This is a genomic window from Olleya namhaensis, from assembly GCF_900114005.1.
GTDB lineage: Bacteria > Bacteroidota > Bacteroidia > Flavobacteriales > Flavobacteriaceae > Olleya > Olleya namhaensis.
Window position 1 is genome coordinate 42,571 of record NZ_FORM01000009.1, and the last position, 15,781, is coordinate 58,351.

A 15,781-nucleotide genomic window follows, 5' to 3' on the forward strand; every position below is an offset into this window, starting at 1 on the left:
GTATGATTTAAGATCTTGTTATGACTGTGCGATTAACTTTACTCTAAAAATAAACAGAAATTACAACAAATGGACACCCATTAAACAATTCTTAATTTTTTAAGCAAATCCGCTTTATAAGTTCTTCCTATAGGCAAACGTTGCGTATTAATAAAGACCTCATTTCCTGATATTTTACTCACGTAAGTAGCGTTAATTATATATGATTTGTGAATTTGAATAAAGTCTTGCTTCGGTAGTTTTTCTACCCAATTTTTAAGAGAATCTATATAAGACAGTTTTTGTGTTTTAGTAACTACAGTAATATAGTTTCTATCAGATTCTAAATACAAAATTTCACTTAATACAATTTTATGTAGTGTTTTATCCACATTCAAAAAAATAGAATCCTCAACCACTTTAGTATCTACTGTATTAATATCTATGTTGTTATTTGCTCTGTCTTCCGCTTTGTTTACAGCTTTTAAAAAACGATCAAAACCAAAAGGTTTCACTAAATAATCGACAATTGTATCTAACTCAAAACAGCTCACTGCATAATCTGGATAAGCAGTTGTCATTATAATTGCAGGTGGACTTTTTACCGTTTTTATAAAATCTAAACCAGATATATCTGGTAAATTAACATCCAAAAACACAACATCCGCTGTGCTTGTTTTAAAGTAATTATGAGCCTGAATAGCAGATTGAAATGTACCTAACAATTGCACATTAGGTAATTTACTTAAATAGTTTTTAAGTAAATTCTGGGCAGGTATTTCGTCTTCAATAATTATACAAGTCATGATAGATCTAAGGTTAAAATTACTTTAAACTGCTCTGTCTTTTCAATTTGTAACTGATGCTTATTAGGATACAACAAATCCAATCGCTTTTTTAGATTTTTGAATCCAATTTTAGAGTGGTTATCGTCCGTATTATTATGTTCAAAATCGTTGATGCACGTACAAATCAACGTGTTTTTTTCTTCAGTAATTTGTATAAAAATAGTGCTATGTAATGTACTGTGTTTAAATGCATTTTCAATAATGGTAATTAACAATAAAGGTCCAATTTTAATGTAATCTGATTTTACATTAGTAGTATACTTGATATGCTTAACACCTTCTGTTCTTATCTTCTGAAACTTAATATAATTATCTAAAAATTGAAGTTCCTTATTTAAATCGACAAACTGAGCATTACTCTCATATAAGACATGCTTCAAATTGTCTGACAACATCAAAATAAGCTCAGGTGTTTCGTTTGGTTTTTCTATTGAATACGAATAAATAGTATTCAAATTATTAAACAAGACATGTGGGTTTATTTGAGATTTCAAAAACTTTAATTCCATTTTCTCATGCTGTTGTATCATGTATTCCTTTTGACTTTGCTCGTCCAAAAACCGAAATAACATCCAAATAAAAGAGAAAAATATTAATGGCACCAATGTCTGCCAAAGGTAGTCACTTAAGCATTTCATTATAGAACAACCACATTGTGCAAAGACATTACAATACAATTGCGTAGCAAAAAAAGATATTGCTATAAAAACTAAGCCATACCATTTATACCATTTTCGTTTTACAAAAAAGGGTAATAACACAAAATGGTTAACATATACAATGACACCTAAAATGGATAAATATTGCAAAAATGGGTTTTCGGCCCAATAATATCTGGAAAAGATAAATAAAGACACAAATACAAATAGCATCCAAAACAGCAGATGTACTAAGATTTGCGACGTATGTTTTTTTAAGTTTATCATAATTTAGCTTGAAAGTAAACCAAAAAGCTAAAACCATCAAAAAACAAAGTACAAAAACCATTAAAAGCAATGCAAACTGCAAAAAGTGTGTTGTTTATAAGCTTAAGTGTGTTGTTGGTTTAAATAATTACTAATCAATTAAAATTAAAGATAGATTTGAGTATATCAATCAAAAACAACACTTATGAAATTACTTGTATCCATTGCCCTTTTTTTAGTAACCCTTACCACCACAATTGCCCAAACAATAAATACTGAAGTTATGGATGGCAAGGGGCAGCCAAAGTTATTAGGAAAGATTAATAAAGATGGTCTTTTAAAAGACGGTTATAAAACGTGGTTTAATAAAAATCATGACGAGTATATAGCCAACGAAAAACTAATAAACACCTTTAAAGACTCGCTAAACAACTACACCATTAAAGTCTTTTTAGGTACTTGGTGTGGAGATAGTAAAAAAGAAGTTCCACGTTTTTACAAAGTACTAGAATTAGCTAATTTTAATATGGACAACTTAGAGGTCTTTGCTTTAGACAACACAAAAGAAAGCTACAAAAAAGGACCTAATGGAGAAGAAAAAGGATTTAACATCCATCGTGTACCAACTTTTATTTTTTATAAAGATGGAAAAGAAATTAATAGAATAGTAGAGCATCCTGTTGAAACTTTAGAACGCGACATTGAGAAAATAGTCACTAACCAACGTTATTTTGCTAAGTATTATGTTGCTAACATTACATTTTACAACATGAATGAAAAACCATTAGAAGACTTGATTGCGTTAGAATCTAACTTTTTAACGTATTTCCCAGACTACTCAGAAGGAAGCAAAGAATTAAATACATTGGGATACTGGCATTTAAAGGACAAGCAATTTGACAAAGCGTTGTATCTTTTTGATTTAAACACTAAAATGTTCCCTAATAACCCCAACGTTTTTGATAGTTTAGGCGAAGCTTTTTATATGACTAAAAACTATAAGGAGGCTACAAAAAATTACAATAAAGTACTCCAATTTAAGCCTGAAGATAAAAACGCATTGGAGATGTTGGATAAAATAAGGGCTGAACAAAAATAGCCGTAATGACATTATAGATTAAATCCCTTTTGATCAAAAAGGGATTATATTTATTATATCACACCTACACAATCTCCATCTTTTTAAGTAAGAAACTAGCATTCATATTTTGACAAATCCCTTTTTTAAAGGTGTAATCAAAATACAATTCATCATCAATGATTTGCGCATCAAAATAGTGGTTTTTTACTTCTGATAAATGCTTTTCAATTTCGCATAAACTTAGATCGTGTGTAGCAATTATCCCGGTAGCATGACTGGCTACCAATTTTTCGACAAACTTGCGCGACCCAATAGCTTTATCTGTACTATTTGTTCCTTTTAGGATTTCGTCTAAAATAATAAAGTAATTATCCTGCTTAATAGCATCTACGATGTATTTTAAGCGTGTTAACTCTGAGAAGAAGTAACTACTGTCATCCGTTAAAGAATCGCTGGTACGCATGCTTGTAATTAATTTTACAGGACTATACACCGATGCTGTTGCACAAACTGGCAAACCAACATTAGCCATAACAATATGTAAAGACACTGTGCGCAAAAACGTACTTTTCCCTGCCATATTTGCACCAGTAATAATAAAAAACTGCTTGTTTTTTATTTCAAAATCATTATCCACACGTTTGGCAGATTTTAATAAAGGATGTCCTAATTGCGTGACTTTAGTATCTTCATTTTTATCTACTATTTGAGGATAGACATATTCTTGATGATTAAAAGCATAGTTTCCTAAACTGTTATAAGCATCAAAAAAAGCAACGACTTCAAACCAATCTTCAACTTTGTCTTTATAATTTTCTAACCACTGTTCTATTGTATACGTATGCTTTATGTCAGTTAAAAAATACCCATTCCCAAAAATAGCCGAGATTAAATTACTTCTGTTATCTAAAGCGTCCATTGCTTTTGATAGTTCTTTTAAAATCTGAGACGCTTTTTTGTCTTTTAATTGAATTTGAGCCTGCTTGCTAATTAGTAATTGTGACGTAAATGTTTCGGTTTCGATAGCTTTTAACAAAGAGGTGTATTGACGAAAAGTGTCTCGCATTTTATCTGCATTAGCACTCAGCCCATTTATTTTTTTGACATAACGTCCAGTAACAAACAAGCCGACAAATAACCAATATCCAATAGTAATTGGAGGTGTTATTTTAGCAATTGCTAAACCAATAATTATAATAGTCAATACTGAAACCACTAAAGGTAATATCTTTATGTTTTTAGGTAATATGGACTCGTGCGCTTTTAAAAACTTTAGAATTGTAGCTCCTTTGGTCTCTACTTTAATTAAACTAGCATTAGCTTGAAATTGCTGTCTCCAATCTGATTTGTTAGCTAACTCTTTAATAGCGTCTTGCCTAAGTACAATATCATCTGTGACGTTAGCTTTTAAACTAGTTGCTAACTTTTCCGAACCTTCCTCTATTGCTGTTCTATTTATAAATTGAAAGAAACTACCTCTACCAAATAAATCAATATCTAAAGCATAATTATGGTTAGCCTCCTGAAACGTAAGACCATCCGGTTTTTCAAAAAAATCTCCAGAAGCAATCTTTAGCTCATCCTGATTAATTGTGATTAGCTCTTTTTTTAAATTGTAAACGGATTTAATATTGGTATAACGCGATAATAACACTATAAACAAGACAATGACAAGTATTATAATAACAGAAAACAAGCCCCAATTACCAAACGTAAAATAGGCCCCAACCGCAGTGATTAGAAACACTAAAAGTCTAGCAATACTTAAAGAGGTTAGCTGCTTGTAAAGCTTAGAAACTTCTGTTGTATAGTTTACAATATTACTGTTGTAATAAGAATTAGAATCCGTCATTTATATTAAAAATCTAAATTATCAAATTGAGTAAACACAGTTATAATAGTTTGTACTGCATCCTTATAAAATTGTTGATCAATGTTTTCAAAATCATCTGTTGGCTTGTGATAATCTTTATGATCTGCTACTCCAAAATAAATAAAAGGGATCTTAGCTTTATGAAACGCTGCATGATCACTTGAATAGGTCCAATCATCTCCCTTTGTAACACCTTCGTGCCCTATTATTAGATCTGTAGTTCCAATATCTTTAAAATTAGCTATGATTGGTTTTAAAATTGGATAATGGTGACTCCCGACAGCAAATAACTGCTTGTCTTCACTTCTACTAATCATATCCATATTAAGATTCAATACGATATTTCTTTTTTGGATAGTATTGTCTTCAACAAAATGATAAGCCCCTTTTAAACCTAATTCTTCAGCATCAAAAGCTGCTAAAATAACATTATGTTTTGGCGGATACTTGGCAAAAAATTCCGCGAAAGCGAACAATGCACTAATACCCGATGCATCGTCATCTGCTCCATTATATATCTTTCCGTTTTTAACGCCTTCATGATCATAATGCGCAGATAATACAATGTATTTATCAGTGCTTTCTGTTCCTTTTATTAACCCTAAAATATTAACCGCATCGTAGCTTTTAGTTATTTTAAATGTAAAAGGTTGCGTATAATCTGGCACTAATGGAGTAACACCACGTGCAATAAATTGTTTAATTACAAATGCTCTTGCTAGCTCGCCACCTTTGGTTCCAGTTCTGCGACCTTGATAGGTGTCTGAAGATAATTCTTTTACATTATCTAATAACGCAGTGGTATCAAACTGATAGTCCACAGTAACCTGATTAGCATTGCTAGTTTTAGAAACATCAGTTACCGCTATGTCTCGCGTTGCTTTGTTATCTGATTTACAGCTAACTATTAGCACTAAAAGTAATAGATATATAGATTTCATATAAGGGATATTTACATTATAAAAGTAACTAAAAAACCCAAGCTTATCGCTTGGGTTTTTATTTATTTAAGACGCTTTGCTAATGCAAAGCGTGACAATTATGTCTTTTTTATCCTTTTAAACTTGCAGATAAATACTCACGATTCATACGTGCAATATTCTCTAAAGAAATTCCTTTAGGACATTCCACCTCACATGCTCCAGTGTTGGTACAGTTACCAAAACCTTCTTCATCCATTTGTTTAACCATGTTTAAAACACGCTCTGTAGCTTCTACTTTACCTTGAGGTAATAATGCAAATTGTGATACTTTAGCACCAACAAATAACATTGCAGAAGAGTTTTTACAAGAGGCTACACAAGCACCACACCCAATACAAGTTGCTGCTGAAAAAGCGTCATCTGCGTCTTGTTTATTTACAGGTATCGTGTTAGCATCAATTGTGTTTCCAGATGTATTTACAGAAATAAATCCACCTGCATGTTGTATACGATCAAATGCTGTTCTGTCTACAACTAAATCCTTAATTACAGGAAAAGCACTAGCTCTCCAAGGCTCAATAGTTATAGTTTCACCATCTTTAAACGTACGCATGTGTAACTGACATGTTGTAATTAAACGGTCAGGACCATGTGCTTCACCATTAATATATAATGAGCATGACCCACAAATTCCTTCACGACAATCGTGATCGAAAGATACTGGCGACTCACCTTTTTCTATTAATTCGTTATTTAAAACGTCTAACATTTCTAGAAAAGACATATCCGGAGATATATTGCTGATTGGATAATCAACCATTTTCCCCTTATCGTTAGCGTTTGCTTGACGCCAAATTTTTAACGTTAAATTCATAGCTTTTCTTTATTTATAACTTCTTTCTTTTACTTCAATATTCTCATATGCTAATTCTTCTTTATGAAGTATAGCATCTTTTGGTTCTCCTTTGTATTCCCAAGCTGATACGTATTGAAACTCTTTGCGACGCATCGCTTCACCTTCAGGTGTTTGATACTCTTCTCTAAAGTGACCACCTGCAGACTCTTCACGTTGTAAAGCATCTTTAGCAAACAGCTCTCCTAATTCAAGGAAATCTGCTACACGACCTGCTTTAGCTAGTTCTTCGTTAAATTCATTCTGTGTTCCTGGTACACGTACGTCTTTCCAAAATTCTGCTCTAAGTTCAGAAATCTCAGTAATTGCAGACTTTAAATCCTCTGCGTTTCTAGCCATTCCACATTTATTCCACATGATTTTACCTAAACGCTTATGGAAATAATCAACAGAATGTGTCCCGTTGTTATTTATTAAATGATCGATATTCTTTCTTACTTCAGCTTCAGCTTCAACAAATTCTTTTGTATCTGTAGAAATTGGACCTGTTCTAATATCATCAGACAAGTAATCTCCAATAGTATAAGGTAACACAAAATATCCATCTGCAAGACCTTGCATTAAAGCAGAGGCACCTAAACGGTTAGCACCATGATCAGAGAAGTTTGCTTCTCCAATTGCATATAATCCAGGAACAGTTGTCATTAAGTTATAATCAACCCAAACACCACCCATTGTATAGTGTACTGCTGGATAAATCATCATTGGTGTGTTGTATGGATCTTGATCTACGATCTTCTCATACATTTGGAATAAGTTTCCGTATTTATTCTTGATTACTTCTTGTCCTAATTTTTTAACAAGTGCAGCATCGTTTTCGTCTAAACCTTTAACGTGAGCAGCTTCTTTACCGTAACGTTGAATTGCCGAAGCAAAATCTAAGAATACAGCTTCTCCTGTTGCATTAACTCCAAAACCAGCATCACAACGTTCTTTTGCTGCACGAGAGGCAACATCACGAGGTACTAAGTTTCCGAATGCAGGATAACGACGCTCTAGGTAGTAATCTCTATCTTCTTCAGCTAATTGTACAGGCTTTAATTTACCTGCTTTAATAGCCTCAACATCTTTCATGTGTTTTGGCACCCAAATACGTCCATCATTACGTAAAGACTCAGACATTAACGTTAGTTTAGACTGATGATCTCCAGAAACCGGGATACATGTTGGGTGAATTTGTGTGTAACAAGGGTTTGCAAAGTAAGCCCCACGTTTGTGTGCTTTCCATGCTGCTGTTACATTACTTCCCATCGCGTTAGTTGATAAGAAGAAAACGTTACCATAACCACCAGTTCCAAGAACTACAGCATGTGCTGAATGTCTTTCAATTTCTCCAGTAATTAAGTTACGTGTTATAATTCCACGAGCTTTTCCATCAACCTTAACAACGTCTAACATTTCGTGACGGTTGTACATTTTGATTTTACCACGACCAATTTGACGGTTCATAGCAGAATACGCTCCTAATAATAATTGTTGTCCTGTCTGTCCAGCTGCGTAAAAAGTACGTGATACTAATACACCCCCAAATGAACGGTTATCTAATAATCCACCATACTCACGTGCAAAAGGAACTCCTTGAGCAACACATTGGTCAATTATATTTGCAGATACCTCAGCCAAACGGTATACGTTTGCTTCACGAGAACGGTAATCTCCTCCTTTTACAGTATCGTAAAATAATCTGTAAGTTGAGTCACCATCACCTTGGTAATTTTTTGCTGCGTTAATTCCTCCTTGTGCCGCAATTGAATGCGCACGTCTTGGAGAATCTTGAAAGCAAAATGCTTTTACGTTATATCCTAGCTCTGCTAAAGTTGCAGCAGCAGATCCACCAGCTAATCCTGTACCAACAACAATAACATCAATGTTACGTTTGTTAGCAGGGTTTACTAAATCGATATGATTTTTATAATCTGTCCACTTATCTTTAATTGGACCTTGAGGTACTTTTGAATCTAAACTCATAGTAACTATATTTTTTAGTGGTTTAAAAAGTGAAAAACAGCAATAAAAATGAATCCTAATGGAATCCCGATTGCGTAGATTTTACTAAATCTTTTTAACCCTTTTGTGTATTTGTTATTTGCTCCAACAGACTGAAAAGCCGAATCAAAACCGTGTAATAAGTGTAGTGCTAAGAATACAAAAGCAATCACATAAAGTGCTACTCTCCATAAATCTACAAATTTGTGTTGTAGCTCTTCGTAGTATCTAAACCCACTTTCTGCATTGTTTGGATCCATAAGACCTGACATGTCACCAACAATAAATTTGGTGTTTATTTCTGGAAACCAGAAATCGTAAAAGTGAAGGCAAACAAATGCTAAAATTGCAGCACCACTCCAAATCATGTTTCTGCTCATCCAAGAAGAATTTGCTCCTCCATTGTTTTTTGCATAACTAATTTGTCTTGCTTTGTTGTTTTTAATTTCTAAAACAAATCCCATTACAAAGTGAAACACAACACCAAAAATTAATACAGGTTGTAATACATATTGCACTAACGGAAAAGTTCCCATAAAGTGAGATACCTCGTTAAAAGTATCTGGACTAAATACCGATAGTATGTTTATTGAAAAATGTTGAAGTAAAAAAAACATTAGAAAGAATGCTGAAAGTGCCATCGCAAACTTTCTTCCTATTGAAGAATTTAAAATTCCGCTCATTATAGTTGAAGTTAATTATTTGTTATACAAAGATAAGCCACAAGCGATATACTAACAAATTTTAAAACTTTTTTGTACTATTTAGAATGGGTTTAAGTAACAACCCGCTACTCTACTTCAAAGTTTTTTTCTACACCTTCAATTTTAATTTTATATTGTCCTTTAATCAGATAATACTTACCATTTTTAGCTTTATTGATATCGATAGCCGTATTTTCTTTCATTAAAGATTTTCTTCCTTTTTCATTAATCGTCAGATCGTAAACAATAAAATTAAACCCTTTATTTAGCATTACAGAAAAACGTTGCACTTCCTTACCGCTTTCCGTCAAGACCTCAACTTCTTTGTTACCAGAGACATCACTAAACACTTGAATTGTTGTGCTTGGTTCAAACGGTTGCATCCATTTACTCCAAGAGTTACCCCAACGTGAATAATATCTAATGGCATCCAAATCAAAAATGGTCATTTTACTATTTTGAGTCATTTGGGAATCAAACTTTTGCAAAGCAGCCACGTTTGTTTTATAAATTCCACGTCCGTGCGTACCTAACAACAAATCGTTACTTTCTTTGTGCATTTTAATATCATGAACAGCGACAGCAGGCAGGTTTTTAGAAAATGCTTCCCATTGCCCTCCATTATTAAAACTTACATAAGCCCCGTTATCGGTACCTAAATATAGAATATTGTCTTTAACTTCATCCTCTGCAATCACATTTACTGGCGAAGTAGGTATGTTAGCACTTATTGACTTCCAAGTTTGACCGTAATCATCGCTCATGTACACATACGTTGCAAAATCGTCAAATCTATAACCATTTAACGTAGCGTAAACACGTTCTTTTTTATGCTTAGAAGCCACGACACGTGTCACCCATAAATCATCAGGCAAATTACCAGAGATGTTTTCCCATGTTGCGCCTTGATTTTTTGTAACATGTATTAACCCATCATCACTACCCACGTACATTAAACCAAACTCAAAAGGAGACTCGCTTATAGTCGCGATTGTACCGTAAGCTACATTTCCTTTTTTTCCGCCTTGTGTTAAGTCTTTACTTATCGCTTCCCAAGTATTACCCTGATCTAAAGATCGCATCAACTTATTACCACCTAAATACAAAATATCCTGATTATGACGTGATAAATGTATTGGTGTTTGCCAATTAAAACGGTACGGCTTTTCTCCTAACTCATGCTTTGGCTGGATGTATGTTTGTTCTCCCGTATCCCTATTTAATCTAAAATAATTACCAAATTGGTATCCCGTGTAAACAATGTCTGGGTTACGATTATCAATCTCAATTTGCATACCATCACCTCCCATTATACTTCTCCATGGATACTCTCCGCTTTGATGCCAACTCTTGTCTTCCAGAGCATTATTTGCACCAACCCAAACACCATTATCCTGCAAACCGCCATACACACGATATGGTTTTTGATTGTCCACATTTATAGCATAAAATTGTCCAACAGAAGGCGAATTATTTTTTATCCAATTAATACCATCATCGTAAGTTATATTAACACCACCATCATTACCATTAATTAAATGATCAGGGTTTTTAGGATTTATCCAAAGCGCGTGATGATCTGCATGCACATTTTCTGCACTTATCGACGTAAATGTTTTTCCACCATCTTTAGATTTTAAAATAGGCACACCATAAACATAAATATCATTTTGATCTGCAGGAGACACATAAACATGCCCAAAATAGTAACCATAACTATAGTACAAATCATCCAGATAATCAGCATGTGTTTTAGACCATGTTTTACCACCATCTATACTTTTATAAACCTCCGCTCCAATAACCGGCGTGTCAAACAACATAGAATTAGCATCCTCTAAATAATGCGCTAAATCAATTGGTTTCACGTTTCCGCTACGCACCATTTGTTTTACATTTTCGGCTCTGTACTTTTCTTGAAACCCATTGGTCTTCAAAAAACTGTTCAGTTTTTTATCCTCTAAACTTAAAAACTCAGACGTAGTCATTGTTTTAAAATCGTTCTTTTGTAAACCTCTTGTATTTGTTTTATTTCCGCTTGACGGTCTTCTAAACTGACTATCATGAATCGCATAAATAATATTATTATCGTAAATAGCCAATCCTATTCTACCAACACCATCACCTGTAGGAAACCCACTGTTTTTTGTAGACACTCTTACCCAAGACTCTCCTGCGTCTGTACTCTTATAGATTGCTGAGTTATTTCCACTTCCATCAAAGTTCCACGCTTTTCTATCCTTAGTCCATGAGGTTGCAAACATGGTGTTATAATCGCCAGAAACATGCTGCATGTCAATAATCCCACTGACATCATCAATATATAACGTCTTAGTCCAAGTATCACCGCCATCTTTAGTTTTATAAACCCCTCTATCTTCAGAACTAGAATACAAAGCACCCGTTACACCAACCGTTACTTCGTTAACATTATTTGGATTAATTAAAATACGACCAATATGTTGCGAATTTGACAACCCAACATGCTGCCACGTCTTTCCGTTATCTGTAGATTTTAACATCCCGACACCAGAATATGAAGATCTAGACGCATTATTCTCTCCCGTACCAACCCATATAGTTTTAGACTGCCAATGCACTGCAATATCACCAACATTTTGTGTTTGAGAACTATCTAAAATAGGCACAAACGTCGTCCCATTATTAGTTGTATGCCAAACACCACCAGAAGCATACCCAACATAAAACTCCGTAGGGTCTTCGGGGTTTACTGCTAAATCCACAACACGCCCACTCATAACCGTTGGCCCAATGTTTTGGAACGCTACATTTTTAACTATTGAGTTGGTTTGTAATAGTGCTTTTTGCGTTAGTAAATCTTGTTGCGCGCTAACCGAACAAACAATAAATAGGGATAATATAAATCTTAGTTTCATGGTTGATTATTATAAGTTTTGAAGATACTGATAAAACTAATATTGCCAAAGTAAAAACCCAAAACGCATCAGATTTTAAGAAACATTTATAAGTTATCTCTCTTAAAGTTATTACTTTTACGACTACTTATACTTTCCGCTTGACGGAAAAAAATAATTATAAAATATCTATACTATTTTGACTTACGTCGAAATAAAAAATAATCTTATCCTATTATGAAATACCATAAAATAGACGCCTCACTTTTTGTAAAAAACCGTAAAAACTTTGCGTCTCAAATGAAGCCGAAAAGTATTGCTTTTTTTAACTCAAATGACATTTACCCAGTTAGTGCTGACAGCACTTTACCTTTTGAGCAACACCGTGATATCTTTTATTTAAGTGGTGTTGATCAAGAAGAAAGTATTTTAGTTTTATTTCCGGACTGTCCAAATCCTAAAAACAGAGAAGTTTTATTTTTAAAAGAAACTAACGCACATATTGCTGTTTGGGAAGGCGAAAAATTAACTAAAGACGCTGCATTAACAACTAGTGGAATTAAAACAGTTTACTGGTTACAAGACTTAGAAAAAGTAGTGTTTGAAATGATGACACAAGCCGAAACAGTTTACATCAACACAAACGAGCATTACAGAGCTAACGTAGAAACGGAGACAAGAGAAGACCGTTTTACAACTTGGATCAGAAATAAATACCCAGCACATAGCGTTGCTAAAAGTAATCCTATTTTACAACGTTTAAGATCTGTAAAAGACCAAATAGAATTAGACTTAATCCAAACGGCTTGCGATATAACAAATAAAGGTTTTAGACGTGTGTTAAGTTTTGTAAAGCCCGGCGTTATGGAATATAATATTGAAGCCGAGTTTATGCATGAGTTTTTAAACAACCGCTCTGATGGTTTTGCTTACACGCCAATTATTGGTTCTGGAAACAACGCCAACGTATTGCACTATATAGAAAACAACCAAGAATGTAAAGCTGGAGATTTAATATTGATTGATGCAGGAGCAAAATATGCCAATTACGCAAGTGATATGACACGTACAATTCCTGTCTCTGGTAAATATAACGACAGACAAAAAGCGGTTTACAATGCTGTTTTAAGAGTAAAAAACGAAGCAACTAAACTACTAGTTCCCGGAACTATTTGGGCAGATTACCATATTGAAGTTGGTAAATTAATGACTAGCGAGCTTTTAGGTCTAGGCTTACTTGACAAAGCAGATGTGCAAAATGAAAATCCAGACTGGCCTGCTTATAAAAAATACTTCATGCACGGAACCTCTCACCATATGGGATTAGACACGCATGATTATGGTATTTTAACTGAGCCAATGCAAGCTAACAATGTATTTACAGTAGAACCTGGAATCTACATTCCTGCAGAAGGTTTTGGTATTAGATTAGAAGATGATGTGGTTATCCAAAAATCTGGAGCTCCTTTTAATTTAATGAGAGACATCCCCATTGAAATTGAGGAAATTGAAGATATAATGAATAAGTAAAAGTTGTAATTTTTTTAAAGAAAAGCGAGCGTAAGGTTCGCTTTTCTTTATTACACTAACACCTAGTTTTTATAAACAGACAAAACAAATGAAAACACTTAAAGAACAAACTGATGCTAAAATCGCATCAGGCAGACAAAATAATCCCGAATTCATGAAAGGTGTTGACGCTATTATTAATAAAGCAAAAGACTTTGAATACGGAAAAAACGCAATAAAAATTGGACATAAAGCTCCTGATTTTAAGTTACCAAATCCTGAAGGGCAAGACGTAATCCTGGCAAACTTACTAGATAAAGGTCCGGTTGTTATTACCTTTTATCGTGGTAGTTGGTGCCCGTATTGCAACTTACAACTTAGAGCATTGCAAGCTAAATTAAGCACCATTAAAGCTTTATGCGCAACTTTAGTAGCTATTAGCCCTGAAGTGCCAGACGGATCATTGACAAAAAATGAAATTAATGACATGGAATTTATTGTATTGTCTGACCAAGATGCTAGAATTGCCACACAATATGGTGTTGCTTGGGAAGTCCCAGAATTTTTAATGGAGCATATGCGTGTAGATCGAAATCTTGATTTGAAAAAAATTAACAATGGTAATAGCAGCATACTTCCAATTCCTGCCACCTTTATAATAGCAAAGGACGGAATAGTTAAATGGAACTATGTTAATGTAGATTACCGAACGCGATCTGAACCAGATGAAATAATTGAAGCTTTGAAAAAATTGTCTTAAAAAAAAAGCAAGCCCTAAAGCTTGCTTTTTCTCATTTTAAACCAAAACGGTATGACTCTCAAAAACATAACGCTGTAGCTTTTTCAAGGTTTCATTTTTATCACTAGTATTTATTAGTAGTGAGATGTTGTTATTACTTCCGCCGTAAGAAATCATACGCACAGTAACATCTTGTAAAATCTGGAATAGATTAGGCGTATCTGGATGAAATATAATGGCATGACCAACCAAACAGACGATACTCATATAATTATCAACCTCAACTACAGAAAAGCGCTCTAACTCTTCAACTATACTTTCTAAATGCGTGGTATTATCAATAGTTAAAGACACTGCGATTTCTGATGTTGTAATCATATCTATGGACGTTTCGTAACGCTCAAAAATCTCAAAAACCTTCTTTAAAAAACCATGTGCCAATAACATTCTAGCAGATTTTATTTTTATAGCCGTAATATTATCTTTTGCAGCAATTGCTTTTATCCCTTCTCCATGGACTTGATTAGTAATCAACGTACCGTGTGCTTCTGGAGCCATTGTGTTTTTTAATCGCACCGGAATATCCAATGCACGCACAGGCATAACCGTTTGCGGGTGCAATATTTTAGCTCCAAAATAAGCCAACTCTGCAGACTCATCAAAAGACAAATTAGAAATAGCGGTTGTATTATCTACAAAACGTGGATCGTTATTATGAAAACCATCAATATCTGTCCAAATTTGCACTTCTTCTACCTTTAAAACAGACCCAATTATAGTCGCCGTATAATCACTTCCTCCGCGCTGCAAATTAGCAATATTACCCTCTGCGTCGCGACTTATAAAACCTTGTGTGATATAAATATCTGCTTGTGCGGTTTCTTTTAAAATACGATTTAAATTCTGCTGAATGTAATAATTATCAGGCTCGTTAGATTTATCAATACGCATAAAATCTAAAGCAGGTAACAACACTGCATTTATATTTTCTTGTTGTAAATAGTGACTAAAAATAAAGGTGGACAACAATTCACCTTGAGACACAATTTGATTATATAATATGTCATCATACAATCTATTAACCAGTGATTCTAGCGTATTAAAAACATCGTTAACATAAACAAAGACCGTTTTATGCAATTCCGGATTAGTAATTAATTTTTTTATGGTCTTGTTGTACGTGTTTCTAAGTGCATCAATAACAATCAAAGCATCATCAGACTTATGGTTTTTAATATAATCTGTAATTTTTACTAAAGCATTAGTTGTTCCAGACATTGCTGATAAAACTACTACTTTTTGCTGCCCATTGTTAATAATGTTTTTAACATTAATCATGTTTTCAATAGACCCTACAGATGTTCCTCCAAACTTTAGTACTAACATAATATTTAAATTTTATAAGGCTAAATTACTTAGAGACTAAGAGATAGCCATAAAAATGA

General features: G+C 33.8%; 12 protein-coding genes. 3 read left to right on the forward strand and 9 right to left on the reverse strand.

Going from position 1 to position 15,781, the window contains the following annotated elements:
* Positions 1–80 precede the first annotated feature (80 nt).
* Positions 81–785, reverse strand: a complete 705-nt coding sequence (locus BMZ09_RS13865; RefSeq protein ID WP_090841671.1) for a LytR/AlgR family response regulator transcription factor — start codon at positions 783–785, stop codon at positions 81–83.
* Positions 782–1,753 carry a sensor histidine kinase gene (locus BMZ09_RS13870; RefSeq protein ID WP_245741152.1) on the reverse strand — a complete coding sequence of 324 codons (972 nt, stop codon included), beginning with the start codon at positions 1,751–1,753 and terminating at the stop codon, positions 782–784. Before BMZ09_RS13870 ends, BMZ09_RS13865 begins: the two co-directional genes overlap by 4 nt.
* 184 nt (positions 1,754–1,937) lie before the next feature.
* Between BMZ09_RS13870 and BMZ09_RS13875 the strand changes: the two genes are divergently transcribed.
* Complete coding sequence (locus BMZ09_RS13875) at positions 1,938–2,831, forward strand: thioredoxin domain-containing protein (protein WP_090841675.1); 894 nt, start codon at positions 1,938–1,940, stop codon at positions 2,829–2,831.
* Between the two features lie 64 nt (positions 2,832–2,895).
* On the opposite strand, the gene BMZ09_RS13880 is transcribed toward BMZ09_RS13875, so the two are convergent.
* The 6 genes from BMZ09_RS13880 to BMZ09_RS13905 all read right to left on the reverse strand — a co-directional run bounded on the left by BMZ09_RS13880 (position 2,896) and on the right by BMZ09_RS13905 (position 12,109).
* A complete protein-coding gene (locus tag BMZ09_RS13880; protein WP_090841677.1) occupies positions 2,896–4,665 on the reverse strand; it encodes a MutS-related protein in 1,770 nt (589 codons plus the stop codon).
* Between the two features lie 5 nt (positions 4,666–4,670).
* Positions 4,671–5,627 carry a M28 family peptidase gene (locus tag BMZ09_RS13885; protein ID WP_090841679.1) on the reverse strand — a complete coding sequence of 319 codons (957 nt, stop codon included), beginning with the start codon at positions 5,625–5,627 and terminating at the stop codon, positions 4,671–4,673.
* A gap of 109 nt (positions 5,628–5,736) precedes the next feature.
* Positions 5,737–6,483 carry a succinate dehydrogenase/fumarate reductase iron-sulfur subunit gene (locus BMZ09_RS13890; protein ID WP_090841681.1) on the reverse strand — a complete coding sequence of 249 codons (747 nt, stop codon included), beginning with the start codon at positions 6,481–6,483 and terminating at the stop codon, positions 5,737–5,739.
* Between the two features lie 9 nt (positions 6,484–6,492).
* On the reverse strand, positions 6,493–8,490 hold the full coding sequence (locus BMZ09_RS13895; protein ID WP_090841683.1) for a fumarate reductase/succinate dehydrogenase flavoprotein subunit: 1,998 nt from the start codon (positions 8,488–8,490) through the stop codon (positions 6,493–6,495).
* A gap of 14 nt (positions 8,491–8,504) precedes the next feature.
* Positions 8,505–9,191, reverse strand: coding sequence for a succinate dehydrogenase cytochrome b subunit (locus BMZ09_RS13900; protein ID WP_090841685.1), 687 nt, complete (start codon positions 9,189–9,191; stop codon positions 8,505–8,507).
* Positions 9,192–9,298: 107 nt separating this feature from the next.
* On the reverse strand, positions 9,299–12,109 hold the full coding sequence (locus tag BMZ09_RS13905) for a WD40/YVTN/BNR-like repeat-containing protein (protein ID WP_090841687.1): 2,811 nt from the start codon (positions 12,107–12,109) through the stop codon (positions 9,299–9,301).
* Between the two features lie 216 nt (positions 12,110–12,325).
* Between BMZ09_RS13905 and BMZ09_RS13910 the strand changes: the two genes are divergently transcribed.
* Together BMZ09_RS13910 and BMZ09_RS13915 are read left to right on the forward strand one after the other, a co-directional pair.
* Positions 12,326–13,618: an aminopeptidase P family protein gene (locus tag BMZ09_RS13910; RefSeq protein WP_090841689.1), complete on the forward strand. Its 1,293-nt coding sequence runs from the start codon at positions 12,326–12,328 to the stop codon at positions 13,616–13,618.
* An 88-nt stretch (positions 13,619–13,706) separates the two neighbouring features.
* Entirely contained in the window at positions 13,707–14,357 is a 651-nt protein-coding gene (locus BMZ09_RS13915) for a peroxiredoxin-like family protein (RefSeq protein ID WP_090841691.1), read from the forward strand.
* Between the two features lie 36 nt (positions 14,358–14,393).
* Here the strand turns inward: BMZ09_RS13915 and BMZ09_RS13920 are convergent, their stop codons facing one another.
* On the reverse strand, positions 14,394–15,722 hold the full coding sequence (locus BMZ09_RS13920) for an aspartate kinase (RefSeq protein ID WP_090841693.1): 1,329 nt from the start codon (positions 15,720–15,722) through the stop codon (positions 14,394–14,396).
* Between the last annotated feature and the right edge of the window lie 59 nt (positions 15,723–15,781).

What these genes read in the sequence shown, in the direction of transcription:
- BMZ09_RS13910 (WP_090841689.1), top strand. Translation starts at nt 12,326, where the DNA reads ATGAAATACCATAAAATAGACGCCTCACTTTTTGTAAAAAACCGTAAA.
- BMZ09_RS13875 (WP_090841675.1), top strand. Translation starts at nt 1,938, where the DNA reads ATGAAATTACTTGTATCCATTGCCCTTTTTTTAGTAACCCTTACCACC.
- BMZ09_RS13915 (WP_090841691.1), top strand. Translation starts at nt 13,707, where the DNA reads ATGAAAACACTTAAAGAACAAACTGATGCTAAAATCGCATCAGGCAGA.
- BMZ09_RS13865 (WP_090841671.1), bottom strand. Translation starts at nt 785, where the DNA reads ATGACTTGTATAATTATTGAAGACGAAATACCTGCCCAGAATTTACTT.
- BMZ09_RS13880 (WP_090841677.1), bottom strand. Translation starts at nt 4,665, where the DNA reads ATGACGGATTCTAATTCTTATTACAACAGTAATATTGTAAACTATACA.
- BMZ09_RS13905 (WP_090841687.1), bottom strand. Translation starts at nt 12,109, where the DNA reads ATGAAACTAAGATTTATATTATCCCTATTTATTGTTTGTTCGGTTAGC.
- BMZ09_RS13870 (WP_245741152.1), bottom strand. Translation starts at nt 1,753, where the DNA reads ATGATAAACTTAAAAAAACATACGTCGCAAATCTTAGTACATCTGCTG.
- BMZ09_RS13885 (WP_090841679.1), bottom strand. Translation starts at nt 5,627, where the DNA reads ATGAAATCTATATATCTATTACTTTTAGTGCTAATAGTTAGCTGTAAA.
- BMZ09_RS13890 (WP_090841681.1), bottom strand. Translation starts at nt 6,483, where the DNA reads ATGAATTTAACGTTAAAAATTTGGCGTCAAGCAAACGCTAACGATAAG.
- BMZ09_RS13920 (WP_090841693.1), bottom strand. Translation starts at nt 15,722, where the DNA reads ATGTTAGTACTAAAGTTTGGAGGAACATCTGTAGGGTCTATTGAAAAC.
- BMZ09_RS13900 (WP_090841685.1), bottom strand. Translation starts at nt 9,191, where the DNA reads ATGAGCGGAATTTTAAATTCTTCAATAGGAAGAAAGTTTGCGATGGCA.
- BMZ09_RS13895 (WP_090841683.1), bottom strand. Translation starts at nt 8,490, where the DNA reads ATGAGTTTAGATTCAAAAGTACCTCAAGGTCCAATTAAAGATAAGTGG.